Raw genomic sequence first — 12,913 nt, forward strand, 5'->3', positions numbered from 1 at the left:
ATTGTTCGCGTTAATCATCAACGCCAGTGTTAGAAACTTTCTGATAACTAAGGCTTAAGAAAAGGTGATCTTTTGCTAAACAAACGGTATCTTTCGCTCCAGTTATTTCAGTGAGTAATTCTAAAATCATGAACCAAGCTAACTGGCAGCCAGCTGCGCCGATTAAGCAGTTGAAACAACGTGCTTTATTGATTCGTCAGATCCGTGACTTCTTCTTTGAGCGTGATGTGATGGAGGTTGATACCCCAGCCATGAGCCACGCCACGGTCACCGATGTGCACTTGCATACTTTCAAAACCGAGTTTGTTGGGCCTGGGTATGCCGGTGGTCAAAAGCTGTTTTTCATGACTAGCCCTGAATTTCATATGAAACGCCTACTAGCGGCTGGCAGTGGCTGTATTTATCAGATTGCCAAAGCCTTTCGTAATGAAGAGAACGGCCGTTACCACAACCCTGAGTTTATGATGTTGGAGTGGTATCGCGTTGGTTTTGACCATCACAAGTTGATGGATGAGATGGATGACCTGCTTCAGTTAGTTCTGAAATCGGACAAGGCTGAGCGTATGACTTACCAAAACGCGTTTCTCAACGTGCTCGGAGTTTGTCCTTTAGAAGGTTCGATGGAAGCGCTAAAAGTGTGCGCTGGCACTTTAGGATTGAGCGATATTGCCGATCCTGAAGAGGACAGAGACACCTTGTTGCAACTTCTATTCAGCATCGGTGTGGAGCCGAAAATTGGTCAAACGGTACCTGCATTTGTCTATGACTTCCCAGCTTCGCAAGCGGCGCTCGCTAAGATTAACCCGCAAGACAATCGCGTAGCGGATCGCTTCGAGGTTTACTTTAAAGGCATTGAACTGGCTAACGGGTTCCACGAATTGGATAACCCGCAAGAGCAATTGCAGCGCTTTGAAGAAGATAACCAAAAACGCATCGAGATGGGCCTAGAGCCACAACCTATCGACCATCATCTCATTGAAGCACTCAAAGCTGGCTTGCCAAGCTGCGCAGGTGTGGCATTAGGTATCGACCGATTAATCATGCTCGCAATGGGACACGATCATATCGATGAAGTGACGGCTTTTCCTTTCCCGCGCGCTTAACGCTTGTTTCTTGAGTTAGCTAATCTTCAGCTCTAATTCTCTAATCGAGAACTTCAAGGTTAGCTGACCAATATCCCCGTTCCCACGACCGCGACAATAGCACCAATCCAAGCGTAGGCGTTGGGCCTCTGCTTGGTGTAAATCCATAGAATAGGCAGCAGCATAATCGGTGTGGTCGATGATAACAGTGCCACCATACCGACATTCCCTTCCTGTAGTGCATAGAGAATTAATGTCATCCCAACAGCCATCGCGAGGAAGCCGTTGATCGCGGTAATGAACAGGATCTTGCCGTTAATCGGATGGATCGCGCGCGACAATTTAGCACCCGTTAGCCTGAATAGTGAGTGAGCAACAAAAGCGGTAATCATACGAATCGCGGAGGCGGCGACAGGATCGATGTTGGTCTGCATGACTGGTTTGGCAATGATGCCTCCCAGAGCTTGGCAAATTGCTGCTGTTAACCCTAAAGCGACGCCAATCCAAACGGTGCCTTTGATGGCCTCAAGTTGGTTGTTGGCTTGTCCACGACGACCAAAGAAAATCGCCGTGAGTACGCCACTAAATACCAGTGCAGAGCCGATAAGCTCTAAGCTGGTCATACTTTCACTAAACAGGAAGTAGCCAAGAATGGCAGAGAAAACGGCGTGACAAGAGAACAATAAACCAGCTTGGCGTGGCCCCATTCGGTTCAAACAAGCAAATAGGGCGGTATCACCAATGAAGATACCAATTAATCCTGACAGCATCATAGGAGTGATTAAATCGGATTCTACGGTTGCCCAGCCTCCGGTTAGCCAAGCCATGGTTGAGAGCATGATCGCGGTGCAGCCCATACGCCAACGACTATAGGCAAACGAGCCTAGATGCTGAGCCGGCTTTACCGACATCAAGCTGGCAATCGCCCACAAAAAAGCCGCCGCTAAGGCCAACCATTCAAATCCCATTACTCACATCCATGTAAAAAAGCGAAGAGAGTTAATATGCCCGAAAGCGTTGAGTTCGCAAAGGGTTTGATTGATGGAGACTCAAAATAATACGGGTTTGAAGTGGAGGAAGCCCTGAATAGGCAGAGAAAGGCGTCACAGCGCAATTGGGTTTTGAGCTGTGACGAGTTTGGGTAAGAGGGAGTTAAACGAATAAGAACATCGCCAGATAGACAATTGCTAGACCAACGACACCCAAGATCACGCCCATTTTCGCCATGTCTTTGCTTTCGATAAGACCAGTTGAATAGGCGAGTGAGTTTGGTGGTGTGGATACCGGTAGAATCATGCCGAGTGATGCAGAGAAGGCAACCACAACTAGCAATCCTTGTAATCCACCAATCGCAGCTAAACTCTCCATCGATGCGCCAATGGCTGCAGCGATCGGCATCAGCAAGTTAGCGGTCGCGGTGTTGGACATGAAGTTGGCCATTAACCAGCAGACGATAGACAGCGTTAATACCACAGCAGCCGGGGAGAGTGATTCATAGTCAATCGCGTGTGCTAGTGCCGCGGCAAGTCCGGTTTTATCTAAACCAATACCAATCGCAATACCACCGGCGACTAACCACAATACGTCCCAGTTAATCAGTTTGAGTTCTTCTTTGCCCATGATGCCCGTCAAGGTAAATACGGCTAATGGAATGATCGACACCACATAGGTGTTCATCCCGTGCAGCTTAGTCGTCATCCACAATAGAATCGTTGCAGCAAAGGTGACGTAAACCACAATCGCACGCCAACTCTTTTTAAATTGACCATCGAGTCTTAACACCATGTTCTTCTGCTGAGAGGGAAAGAACTTCTGTAGCAGAACCCAGGCAATCGTCAGCTGAATAATCACAAAGGGTAGACCCATCATCATCCAGCTGAGGAAGTCGATGGCGTTTTCTCCGGTCAGGTACTGCAGTGCGATAGCGTTTGGTGGTGTACCGATTGGCGTTGCAATACCACCGGTATTGGCCGCGATTGGAATACACAACACTAAGGCTTTAATGCCTAAGTCACCTTTGGGCGCAGAAGCGACAATTGGACCGAGTAGGGCGAGCATCATCACCGTGGTTGCGGTATTCGACATGAACATGGAAAACACAGCAGTAATCAGCATCAGGCCGAGCATGATAAAGCGAGGTTCTGTTCCAAAAGGTTTTAGCAGAACGCGCGCTAAGTTGTTATCCAGTTCGTATTTTGAAGCTGCGATCGCCAACGCAAAGCCACCCATAAACAGAATAATAATGGGTGACGAGAAGGCGCTGAAGATATCGGTGTATTTTATCAACTCTCCTAAATCATGACCTGCTGGTGGTTGTCTGAATAGGTGTAAGCCTTTGTCCGATATCATGATCACCTCAAGAGTGATGATCAGGATCGAGGTGGCAAAAACCGGAACGGGCTCTAATACCCACAACAACGCAGCCAGTAAGAAAATGGCTAGTAGACGATGCTGAATAAGGGTCAGATCGTCGATGGGGATAGAGTCGATAGGCATAAAGAGCACACCTAACGGAATGGCAAAGCAGATCAGCAGTTTAACGAGTACGCCAACATTGAGCTTAGGCATGTGATGGAAACCCTATGAAGAAAATATCTACAAATAGAGTAAGTTATCTGAGTTTAGGATACTTAGGCGACGGTTGTAAAATTGCAAAGTCGTTTAACTTTTCGGCAACTGTTTTGCTTTTGGTCAATATTTGTAAATCCGCTTTGATATCGAGCAGATTATGGATACAAAAAAGGCGAGCCATGAGCTCACCTTTCAAATATCAATTAACCGCTAGCGCTTATTCTTGCTCAGCGTCCGGTTGTACTTTTTCTGCTTCTGCTTCTGCTTCTGCTTCTGCTTCTGCTTCTGCTGACGCGATATGTGCGTATGGAGTACCTAGAACCGTTTTCTCACCGTTTGCCATGCTCTCGTCGAACTTGATTGCGTCTTTAGCAAATAGGTTGATAACGGTTGAACCTAGCTTGAAGCGGCCCATCTCTTCGCCTTTCTTCAAGATAACCGCTTTGTCACCCTCAGCTGGATAATCCCACTTGTAAACCGTGTTACCGCGAGGTGGAGTAATTGTGCCAGCCCAAATTTGCTCGATGCTGCCAACAATCGTTGCACCAACTAGAACTTGAGCCATTGGGCCAAATTCCGTATCGAAAATACACACTACACGCTCGTTACGAGCAAACAGGTTAGGAACGTTTTCTGCTGTTAGTGGGTTCACTGAGAACAGATCACCTGGTACGTAGATCATTTGGCGCAGTGTACCGTCGCATGGCATGTGAACGCGGTGGTAATCACTTGGTGATAGGTACAGAGTCGCGAAATCACCGTCTTTAAACTCTTCAGCAAGGTTTGCATCGCCACCTAATAGCTCACGTGCAGAGAAATCATGACCTTTTGCTTGGATCAGTTTGCCGTCCGTAATTGGGCCAAATTGGCTTACGCGTGCATCGGCAGGGTGCACAATCACAGATTCGCCTTCCGCGATTGGACGCATACCTTCTTTAAGTTCACGTACGAAGAACTCGTTGAAGGTCTTGAAGTGTTTTGGATCGCTGTGAAGGGCTTCATCCATGTTCACTTTGTACTGCTTGATGAACCAGTTGATGATCGCTGTCGTTAAGCCGCCCGCTTTAGCCGACGCTAGTTTACCGACTAAGCGAGTCAGTCCATGTTGTGGAATCCAGTACTGCAATCCAACTTTGATCTTATCCATTGTATTAATATTCCAATGTTGTGTATTTCTTCAATGAAAATCAGTTAATGACACTTTAGGGCGCGAGATGTTACTCAATATCGCGTCCATTGTCAGCAAGTGCGCAAACTTTGGTTGCAACTGCTGAGAGTTATTCACAAAATTTGCCTTAAAGATCAGCCTTCTTGTTTCTTGAGTACTGTCGGTTGGCTTTGTTTTCAACCATGCTCTCAATGATGCGATGATAGTTTTCAAAGCGGATGCGGCTGATCTTTCCATCTTCGACTGCTTCGCGCAGGATACAACCTGGGTCATCATTGTGCTTACAGTCGCGGAACTTACAACCACCAAGATACGGCTTGAATTCAACAAAGGCTTCGGTGATGGCTTCAGGCTCTAAGTGCCATAAACCAAACTCACGAACCCCCGGAGAGTCAATCAAGTCACCGCCTGATGGGAAGTGGTACAGGCGCGCTGCTGTTGTGGTGTGTTGGCCAAGACCTGAGTTTTCTGACACTGCGCCTTCTTCGATATCAAGTGTTGGCATCAGCGCGTTAACTAGGCTGGATTTACCTACGCCCGATTGACCAACAAAGATGTTGATGCGGTTTGCCAGCTCAGCTTCAAGCTCAGCGATGCCGTAGCCTGTCTCTTTACTTACAAAGAGAACCTTGTAGCCAATCTCCTCGTAGATGGTTAGGGTCTGTTTGTATTCTGCGAGCTGTTCTTCGCTGAGTAGGTCGACTTTGTTCAATACAATCAGCGGCGCAATGCTTAATGTATCTGAGGCGATAAGGTAACGGTCGATGATGTTCAGAGACAGCTCAGGCAGTACCGCAGACACAATCACCATTTGATCAACGTTAGCTGCGACAGGCTTCAGGCCGTCGTAGTAATCCGGGCGAGTTAGAATAGAAGTACGTGGCTCAACGGCCTCAACTACACCAGAAATGCCAGCCATCGATTCAAGACCAGCACGCCAGATCACTCGGTCGCCAGAGACCAAGCTTTCGATACCACGACGTAGGTTACAACGGTGGATCTCGCTGGTTTCAACGTCTTCAATATCTGCATGTTGACCAAATCGAGTAATTACTAGGCCACTCTTGGTGCCGCCGAGCATGCTCTCATCCCACTGGACAGAGTCTTCCTGCTTGAGTCGTTTCTTTTGGTTACTGCGTACGCGTCGCACTTGACCTTTGGTTAACTTTTTCTTTTTTGCCACAATTTTCTACTTAACACATCTAACTTGATGATAGGGAACTCGACGTAACTGAGTTTGTTACCGTGATATTTACGCGGCACAAAACCTAGTTTGAGTATACTTATTTGGGTATAGTACCTCTTTTACACGCAAACAAATAGGCAGCGCCATTATGTCCTTTAGCGATCAGAACCTAATATGGGTTGATCTAGAGATGACGGGACTTGATCCTGAAACTCATAAAATCATTGAAATTGCTACTATCGTCACCGATAGTGAGCTGAACATTCTTGCTGAAGGCCCAGTATTAGCTATCCACCAACCAGACAGCGAGCTGGACAAAATGGATGAGTGGTGTACGAATACGCATACCGGTAGCGGCTTAGTGAAACGTGTGAAAGAGAGCACTGTGACGGAACAAGATGCGATTGCTAAAACGATCGAGTTTCTTGAAAAGTGGGTACCGAAAGGCAAATCGCCGATTTGTGGCAACAGTATTGGCCAAGATCGTCGTTTCTTGTACAAGCATATGCCTGAACTGGAAGAATACTTCCACTATCGCTACATCGACGTAAGCACCTTGAAAGAGCTGACGCGCCGTTGGAAACCGGAAGTATTAGATGGCTTTACTAAGTCTGGTAGCCACTTAGCCTTAGATGACATTCGCGAGTCGATTGCTGAACTTCAGTATTACCGCAAGACGATTATTAATATCTAATCAATTCAAAATGGTTGTTTTGAATTGATTATCTGGCTGCGAAATCAACATTTTTTTGAAATTCTGTGTGCTTTTTCAGCACTTGACGAAAAAGTTGCAGAATTTTGCATTAAGGACTTGCATCACAAAAAAATGCTCTTATAATTCGCAGCCCTGAACGGCGAAAGACGTTTTCAGAATGCGACACTAGCTCAGCTGGTAGAGCGCAACCTTGCCAAGGTTGAGGTCACGAGTTCGAACCTCGTGTGTCGCTCCAAATTGATAGCTTTCATTGTGCTTAACAATGACATCCGGACGCGGGATGGAGCAGCTTGGTAGCTCGTCGGGCTCATAACCCGAAGGTCGTCGGTTCAAATCCGGCTCCCGCAACCACATTACAGTTAAACGCGTTAGCGGTTAACTATGCGACACTAGCTCAGCTGGTAGAGCGCAACCTTGCCAAGGTTGAGGTCACGAGTTCGAACCTCGTGTGTCGCTCCAAATTGATAGCTTTCATTGTGCTTAACAATGACATCCGGACGCGGGATGGAGCAGCTTGGTAGCTCGTCGGGCTCATAACCCGAAGGTCGTCGGTTCAAATCCGGCTCCCGCAACCACATTACAGTTAAACGCGTTAGCGGTTAACTATGCGACACTAGCTCAGCTGGTAGAGCGCAACCTTGCCAAGGTTGAGGTCACGAGTTCGAACCTCGTGTGTCGCTCCAAATTGATAGCTTTCATTGTGCTTAACAATGACATCCGGACGCGGGATGGAGCAGCTTGGTAGCTCGTCGGGCTCATAACCCGAAGGTCGTCGGTTCAAATCCGGCTCCCGCAACCACATTACAGTTAAACGCGTTAGCGGTTAACTATGCGACACTAGCTCAGCTGGTAGAGCGCAACCTTGCCAAGGTTGAGGTCACGAGTTCGAACCTCGTGTGTCGCTCCAAATTGATAGCTTTCATTGTGCTTAACAATGACATCCGGACGCGGGATGGAGCAGCTTGGTAGCTCGTCGGGCTCATAACCCGAAGGTCGTCGGTTCAAATCCGGCTCCCGCAACCACATTACAGTTAAACGCGTTAGCGGTTAACTATGCGACACTAGCTCAGCTGGTAGAGCGCAACCTTGCCAAGGTTGAGGTCACGAGTTCGAACCTCGTGTGTCGCTCCATTTTGAAAGTGAAACATGAAGAGCATTCTGGTAGAGTGCAATCCTTGCCAAGGTTGAGGTCACGCCTAAGCCTTGAAGATCGGGAACCTCGTGTGTCACTCCAATTTGATAGCTTTCATTGTGCTTAACAATGACATCCGGACGCGGGATGGAGCAGCTTGGTAGCTCGTCGGGCTCATAACCCGAAGGTCGTCGGTTCAAATCCGGCTCCCGCAACCACATTATAGTTAAACGCGTTAGCGGTTAACTTATGCGACACTAGCTCAGCTGGTAGAGCGCAACCTTGCCAAGGTTGAGGTCACGAGTTCGAACCTCGTGTGTCGCTCCAATTTGTAGATTAACGCGAAAGCGATAATCGAAAGGTGAAAGACCTTTCCGTGATGCGACACTAGCTCAGCTGGTAGAGCGCAACCTTGCCAAGGTTGAGGTCACGAGTTCGAACCTCGTGTGTCGCTCCAATTTGTAGATTAACGCGAAAGCGGTAATCGAAAGGTGAAAGACCTTTCCGTGATGCGACACTAGCTCAGCTGGTAGAGCGCAACCTTGCCAAGGTTGAGGTCACGAGTTCGAACCTCGTGTGTCGCTCCAATTTGTAGATTAACGTGAAAGCGATAATCGAAAGGTGAAAGACCTTTCCTGATGCGACACTAGCTCAGCTGGTAGAGCGCAACCTTGCCAAGGTTGAGGTCACGAGTTCGAACCTCGTGTGTCGCTCCATTTTGAAGATTAGCGTGAAAACGGTAATCGAAAGGTGAAAGACCTTTCCTGATGCGACACTAGCTCAGCTAGTTTAGCGAATCCTTGTCAAGGTTGAGGTCACGCCTAAGCCTTGAAGATCGGGAACCTCGTGTGTCGCTCCAATTTCTTTCTAAGCTATCTAGCTTGGATATAGGCTGTAAGCCTAAGCTCTTTCTTTAATGCTGCGAAGCATCATCCCTTAAAAAAGAAAACAATCCTCCAATACTCTTGGTGGATATTTTTTTGTCTCAAATTTGTCTTAGCTAATGGAATGCTAATAACTATCAGGTTTCTAAAGAAGATACTTGAGGTTTTTCATATCTATAAACAGACTTATCCACATATTGTTTGATGTGGATAACTTGGTTGATAAAGTTATTTCAGCCTTAATTCTCAAGTGCTACTGAAAAGATCCTTTCTAATAAAATTACTTTACATTGTGATTTATTATTTTAAGTTGCTGTTTTTATTGGTTTTGTTTGTTTTTGTGGGTTTTAGGTAGGATCATTAACTCGTTGTTTATTGATCTTAATCATTTATCCGAACTGTGTTTAACTTTGCTGCCATGTGGAAAGTTTGAGAGAAATTAATTTTTTTTCCACATTGTAAAATTTGAGAACAAGGTCAAACATTGTGCTCAAATTCTATGAAACAGCTTACTGTTATTTTTCCGCTAACCTCGCTATATATCAAGCTTCTCGACTGATATTCATAGTCAATGCACTAAGCGTCTCTCGGTAGTCCTTTTTCAACAATTCGAATAAGTCGCTCCTTTTTGCTCTTAATCTTATTCACAGACTCTCTAGGAGAGGTTGTTGAAAGGGTAGCTTGTACTGAGTTTGGCAATTGTTGGTTTTGTTTTTCTAACGCCCATTGGATATGTTCATCGAGCATCTCATTGTTACCTAAATGAGACTCTAAAATATCAATGATGCGCTGTTGGTAAGGCGCATTACCCATCGCAACGAATAAATTACGTAGCCATTGCGTATGGCCAATGCGTCGAATCGCAGAGCCTTCCATCTTTTTCAGAAAGGTTGCCTCATCCCAACTTGCTAATGTGACTAAATCGATATCTTTGAATGCTTCACGGCGGTGAAAATCCGTTTGCTTACTCACATCAGCATGTCGATTCCAAGGGCAAACCAATTGGCAGTCATCACAACCGTAGATTCGGTTGCCAATGGCTTCACGGAACTCAAGCGGAATAACACCATCGAATTCGATAGTCAGGTAAGAGATACAACGACGAGCATCCACAACGCCGTCTTCTACGATGGCACCTGTTGGGCAAGACGTTATGCAAGCGGTACATTTACCACACTCTTCGGTGTTCGGTTCATCCACCGGTAGTGGGATGTTGACCAGTAGCTCTCCTAGGAAAAACCATGAGCCTGCTTCTTTATCGAGAATGAGTGAGTGTTTACCTGTCCAACCTAAACCAGCCTTTTGAGCTAAAGGTCGTTCTAAGATCGGTGCGGAGTCTACGAATGGACGATAGTCCAGCCCTTCAATCTCTTTTTCGATTTTTTGACCGAGCTTCTTTAACTGATTGCGAAACAGTTTGTGATAGTCACGACCCAGCGCGTAACGGCTGATATAACCTTGAGTATTGTCTGCAAGGTTGGTTGCGAATTGTGCTTCAGGTGGCAGATAGTTCATGCGAGCACTGATCACTCGAACGGTACCTGGGTGTAACTCATCAGGCCTCGCGCGCATCATGCCGTGACGAGCCATCCAATCCATTTCACCGTGGTAGCCAGCATCTAACCAAGCTTGCAAAGCCGCTTCATGTTCACTTAAGTCGACGTCGCAAATGCCCACTTTTTGGAAACCGAGCTCTTGTCCCCAAGTTTTAATTTGTTCAGCAAGGTGGTCTAGATTCATAGCTTAGCGGCAACTTTATTCATAACTTTGTAATAAGTTTATATCGTGACATGAGCGAAAATGGGGGCGGATCTTAACGGATCTTAATAGTGTTGACCAGAACAGAGGCGAATTCATGGTTATTTTTCATATTACTTACACTTGAATGCTTGTCTCTCAAAACCTTCACGGTTTACTATTCTTGTTCTTTTGATTTTTATATAGTCAACGATCGATTTTTAGAGAACGTATTCATGAGCACAAAACAGTTTACTTTGAAAGATGAGCAAGCAACGATTCAACTGGGGACGGAGCTTTCAAATCTATGCTCACAGCAAACCACTATCTATTTGCATGGCGATCTTGGCGCAGGTAAAACGACGTTCAGTCGTGGCTTTGTAAAAGCGCTTGGTCATCAAGGAAATGTAAAAAGCCCAACCTATACTCTGGTTGAACCATATCAATTGGCAGATTGGCAAGTATATCACTTTGACCTATATCGTCTTGCTGACCCTGAAGAGCTAGAGTTCATGGGGATTCGTGACTACTTCACTCCTGATGCTATTTGTCTGGTTGAGTGGCCAGAGAAGGGAGAAGGTTTACTACCAGAAGCCGATCTTGATATTGATATCCGTTACCAAGATGATCACCGAGTCGTCTCTTTAACCGCCAACAGTGAATATGGACAACGCTTACTTAGTCAGTTGGAGTTATGTTGATTTCTAAACGCCTTCTTTCCGCAGTGGCCACGATGGCCGCTGTTTTCTCATTGTTGTTTTCTTCCTTTGCTGCTGCGAACTCTTTAAAAGGTTTACGTGTGTGGCCTTCCCCTGAAGAGACCCGAGTTGTTATTGATCTGAAGTCCGAAGCGGATTTTAGCTATTTCACGTTGACTAGCCCTAGTCGTTTGGTCGTAGATCTTAAACGTACCAATCTCGCGACCAAGTTACCGGTTACCGTGACAGATAGTCCGGTATTAAAAAAAATCCGTAAGAGCTCTCCTCCCGAGAAAACAACCTATCGTTTAGTGTTTGAGTTGAAGAAATCGACAAAAGCAGAGATCTTCAAATTGAGCCCGACACCGGGTGGTCAATATGGTCATCGCTTGGTGATCGACCTTCCGCATGGTGAAACGAAAAAGTCATCGGCCAGTTCAACGGTAAGTAAGAGCATTGATCAAGTTCAGCGAAGCAAAGATATCCTGATCGTGATTGATCCTGGGCATGGTGGAGAAGACCCAGGCTCTATTGGACCGTCTGGAAAGTATGAGAAAAATACAGTGTTAAGTATTTCTCGCCAAGTTGCTGCTAAGTTGAATGCCGTACCGGGCGTGAAGACTCGTATGACACGAAATGGTGACTACTTCGTTAACTTGAACCGTCGTGTTGCGATCGCTCGTGAAAATGAAGCACATCTGTTGATATCAATTCATGCGGATGCATTTACTACGCCTCAACCTCGTGGCGGTTCTGTATTCGTACTCAATACTCGTCGTGCTAATACGGAAATTTCCCGCTGGATTGAGAACAAAGAGAAACAGTCGGAGCTCTTGGGTGGCGGCGGCGCGGCTTTCACTAATAATATTAACGATAGAAACGTTAACCAAACCTTATTAGACCTGCAATTTAGCCACTCTCAGAAAGAGGGCTATAAATTGGCGACGGAAATCCTATCTGAGATGGGGAAAGTGGCGAGGCTGCACAACCGTAAACCAATCAATACCAGTCTAGCGGTATTACGCTCACCACAGATTCCGTCAGTATTGGTCGAGACGGGTTTTATCTCTAACCCAACGGAAGAGAAGCTTCTGTTCCAACGCTCACATCAAGATAAGTTGGCAACAGCGATTACCACCGCGGTGGTGAAATACTTGAAAGCGAACCCACCGGAAGGAATGGTGCTATCGAACACAGCAAGACCTACACCAGCTCCAGTCGCCTCTACCATTATTCATAAGGTCTCGCGTGGCGAGTCGCTGTCAGTGATTGCGAAGAAGTACGGTACAACCACCAAAAACTTGATGACGATGAACAACCTGAAATCGACAGGTTTGGTTATCGGTCAGAAGCTAAAAGTACCTGGCGCGGCGCAAAGTGTCGGTAACGATGTTGAAAGACGCACCATCACTCACGTGGTGAAGCGTGGGGAATTCTTAGGTAGCATTGCTAATAAGTATGGTGTGAGTGTCTCAGCGATTAAGCGTGAGAACAATCTGCGTTCAGATATCGTCAAAGTTGGCCAAAAACTCAAGATTACCATTAGTATCAAGGCGTTGCCGTTGCGTAAGCACACTGTGGTGCGTGGCGACTACCTTGGTAAGATCGCTTCTAAATATGGAGTGACCGTAGACAGCATTCGTAAAGCAAACAAATTGCGCTCTGACGGCTTGGCTGTTGGACAAGTGTTGGTTATCCCTCACAAGTAGTGAGTAGAAAGCCAGAGCGAGTAGAGAACCA

9 protein-coding genes and 15 tRNA genes are annotated in these 12,913 nt (G+C 46.3%); 19 read left to right on the forward strand and 5 right to left on the reverse strand.

Annotated elements, in window-relative coordinates:
• Positions 1–128 precede the first annotated feature (128 nt).
• A complete protein-coding gene (gene epmA, locus vsple_RS01245; RefSeq protein WP_261883102.1) occupies positions 129–1,103 on the forward strand; it encodes an elongation factor P--(R)-beta-lysine ligase in 975 nt (324 codons plus the stop codon).
• Positions 1,104–1,162: 59 nt separating this feature from the next.
• Here epmA and vsple_RS01250 read toward each other — a convergent pair whose 3' ends face one another.
• From vsple_RS01250 to rsgA, 4 genes are all read right to left on the reverse strand, one after another.
• On the reverse strand, positions 1,163–2,050 hold the full coding sequence (locus tag vsple_RS01250) for a DMT family transporter (RefSeq protein WP_261882467.1): 888 nt from the start codon (positions 2,048–2,050) through the stop codon (positions 1,163–1,165).
• A gap of 184 nt (positions 2,051–2,234) precedes the next feature.
• Complete coding sequence (locus vsple_RS01255; protein WP_255231604.1) at positions 2,235–3,650, reverse strand: SLC13 family permease; 1,416 nt, start codon at positions 3,648–3,650, stop codon at positions 2,235–2,237.
• Positions 3,651–3,870: 220 nt separating this feature from the next.
• A complete protein-coding gene (gene asd, locus vsple_RS01260; protein WP_261882468.1) occupies positions 3,871–4,800 on the reverse strand; it encodes an archaetidylserine decarboxylase in 930 nt (309 codons plus the stop codon).
• 148 nt (positions 4,801–4,948) lie between these two features.
• Positions 4,949–6,004, reverse strand: a complete 1,056-nt coding sequence (gene rsgA / locus vsple_RS01265; RefSeq protein ID WP_032551244.1) for a small ribosomal subunit biogenesis GTPase RsgA — start codon at positions 6,002–6,004, stop codon at positions 4,949–4,951.
• Between the two features lie 151 nt (positions 6,005–6,155).
• On the opposite strand from rsgA, the gene orn reads away from it, so the two are divergent.
• From orn to vsple_RS01345, 16 genes are all read left to right on the forward strand, one after another.
• Positions 6,156–6,701 carry an oligoribonuclease gene (gene orn / locus vsple_RS01270; protein WP_261882469.1) on the forward strand — a complete coding sequence of 182 codons (546 nt, stop codon included), beginning with the start codon at positions 6,156–6,158 and terminating at the stop codon, positions 6,699–6,701.
• A gap of 180 nt (positions 6,702–6,881) precedes the next feature.
• Positions 6,882–6,957, forward strand: a tRNA-Gly gene (locus vsple_RS01275).
• Positions 6,958–6,996: 39 nt separating this feature from the next.
• Positions 6,997–7,073 (forward strand) — tRNA-Met (locus vsple_RS01280).
• Between the two features lie 32 nt (positions 7,074–7,105).
• Positions 7,106–7,181 (forward strand) — tRNA-Gly (locus vsple_RS01285).
• Positions 7,182–7,220: 39 nt separating this feature from the next.
• A tRNA-Met gene (locus tag vsple_RS01290) sits at positions 7,221–7,297 on the forward strand.
• A 32-nt stretch (positions 7,298–7,329) separates the two neighbouring features.
• Positions 7,330–7,405 (forward strand) — tRNA-Gly (locus vsple_RS01295).
• A gap of 39 nt (positions 7,406–7,444) precedes the next feature.
• Positions 7,445–7,521: transfer RNA gene (locus tag vsple_RS01300), tRNA-Met, on the forward strand.
• Positions 7,522–7,553: 32 nt separating this feature from the next.
• Positions 7,554–7,629, forward strand: a tRNA-Gly gene (locus vsple_RS01305).
• Between the two features lie 39 nt (positions 7,630–7,668).
• Positions 7,669–7,745: transfer RNA gene (locus vsple_RS01310), tRNA-Met, on the forward strand.
• Between the two features lie 32 nt (positions 7,746–7,777).
• A tRNA-Gly gene (locus vsple_RS01315) sits at positions 7,778–7,853 on the forward strand.
• A 142-nt stretch (positions 7,854–7,995) separates the two neighbouring features.
• Positions 7,996–8,072 (forward strand) — tRNA-Met (locus vsple_RS01320).
• 33 nt (positions 8,073–8,105) lie between these two features.
• Positions 8,106–8,181: transfer RNA gene (locus vsple_RS01325), tRNA-Gly, on the forward strand.
• 54 nt (positions 8,182–8,235) lie between these two features.
• Positions 8,236–8,311, forward strand: a tRNA-Gly gene (locus vsple_RS01330).
• A 54-nt stretch (positions 8,312–8,365) separates the two neighbouring features.
• Positions 8,366–8,441, forward strand: a tRNA-Gly gene (locus vsple_RS01335).
• Between the two features lie 53 nt (positions 8,442–8,494).
• Positions 8,495–8,570 (forward strand) — tRNA-Gly (locus vsple_RS01340).
• A 53-nt stretch (positions 8,571–8,623) separates the two neighbouring features.
• Positions 8,624–8,713, forward strand: a tRNA-Asp gene (locus vsple_RS01345).
• A gap of 601 nt (positions 8,714–9,314) precedes the next feature.
• Here the strand turns inward: vsple_RS01345 and queG are convergent.
• Positions 9,315–10,478: a tRNA epoxyqueuosine(34) reductase QueG gene (queG, locus tag vsple_RS01350; RefSeq protein ID WP_261882470.1), complete on the reverse strand. Its 1,164-nt coding sequence runs from the start codon at positions 10,476–10,478 to the stop codon at positions 9,315–9,317.
• A gap of 233 nt (positions 10,479–10,711) precedes the next feature.
• Here queG and tsaE point away from each other — a divergent pair, with 233 nt between their 5' ends.
• Together tsaE and vsple_RS01360 are read left to right on the forward strand one after the other, a co-directional pair.
• Complete coding sequence (gene tsaE, locus vsple_RS01355; protein ID WP_150872913.1) at positions 10,712–11,176, forward strand: tRNA (adenosine(37)-N6)-threonylcarbamoyltransferase complex ATPase subunit type 1 TsaE; 465 nt, start codon at positions 10,712–10,714, stop codon at positions 11,174–11,176.
• Positions 11,170–12,882 (forward strand): N-acetylmuramoyl-L-alanine amidase, encoded by a 1,713-nt coding sequence (locus vsple_RS01360; protein ID WP_261882471.1) that lies wholly within the window; start codon positions 11,170–11,172, stop codon positions 12,880–12,882. The genes tsaE and vsple_RS01360 overlap by 7 nt, the downstream gene beginning before the upstream one ends.
• Positions 12,883–12,913: the final 31 nt, after the last annotated feature.

Origin of the sequence: Vibrio pelagius (assembly GCF_024347575.1) — a bacterium.
Lineage (GTDB): Bacteria > Pseudomonadota > Gammaproteobacteria > Enterobacterales > Vibrionaceae > Vibrio > Vibrio pelagius.

Bases quoted from the DNA above. Each gene is read 5' to 3' on its own strand.
- orn (WP_261882469.1), top strand. From the start codon at position 6,156: ATGTCCTTTAGCGATCAGAACCTAATATGGGTTGATCTAGAGATGACG.
- queG (WP_261882470.1), bottom strand. From the start codon at position 10,478: ATGAATCTAGACCACCTTGCTGAACAAATTAAAACTTGGGGACAAGAG.
- vsple_RS01360 (WP_261882471.1), top strand. From the start codon at position 11,170: ATGTTGATTTCTAAACGCCTTCTTTCCGCAGTGGCCACGATGGCCGCT.
- epmA (WP_261883102.1), top strand. From the start codon at position 129: ATGAACCAAGCTAACTGGCAGCCAGCTGCGCCGATTAAGCAGTTGAAA.
- tsaE (WP_150872913.1), top strand. From the start codon at position 10,712: ATGAGCACAAAACAGTTTACTTTGAAAGATGAGCAAGCAACGATTCAA.
- asd (WP_261882468.1), bottom strand. From the start codon at position 4,800: ATGGATAAGATCAAAGTTGGATTGCAGTACTGGATTCCACAACATGGA.
- vsple_RS01250 (WP_261882467.1), bottom strand. From the start codon at position 2,050: ATGGGATTTGAATGGTTGGCCTTAGCGGCGGCTTTTTTGTGGGCGATT.
- vsple_RS01255 (WP_255231604.1), bottom strand. From the start codon at position 3,650: ATGCCTAAGCTCAATGTTGGCGTACTCGTTAAACTGCTGATCTGCTTT.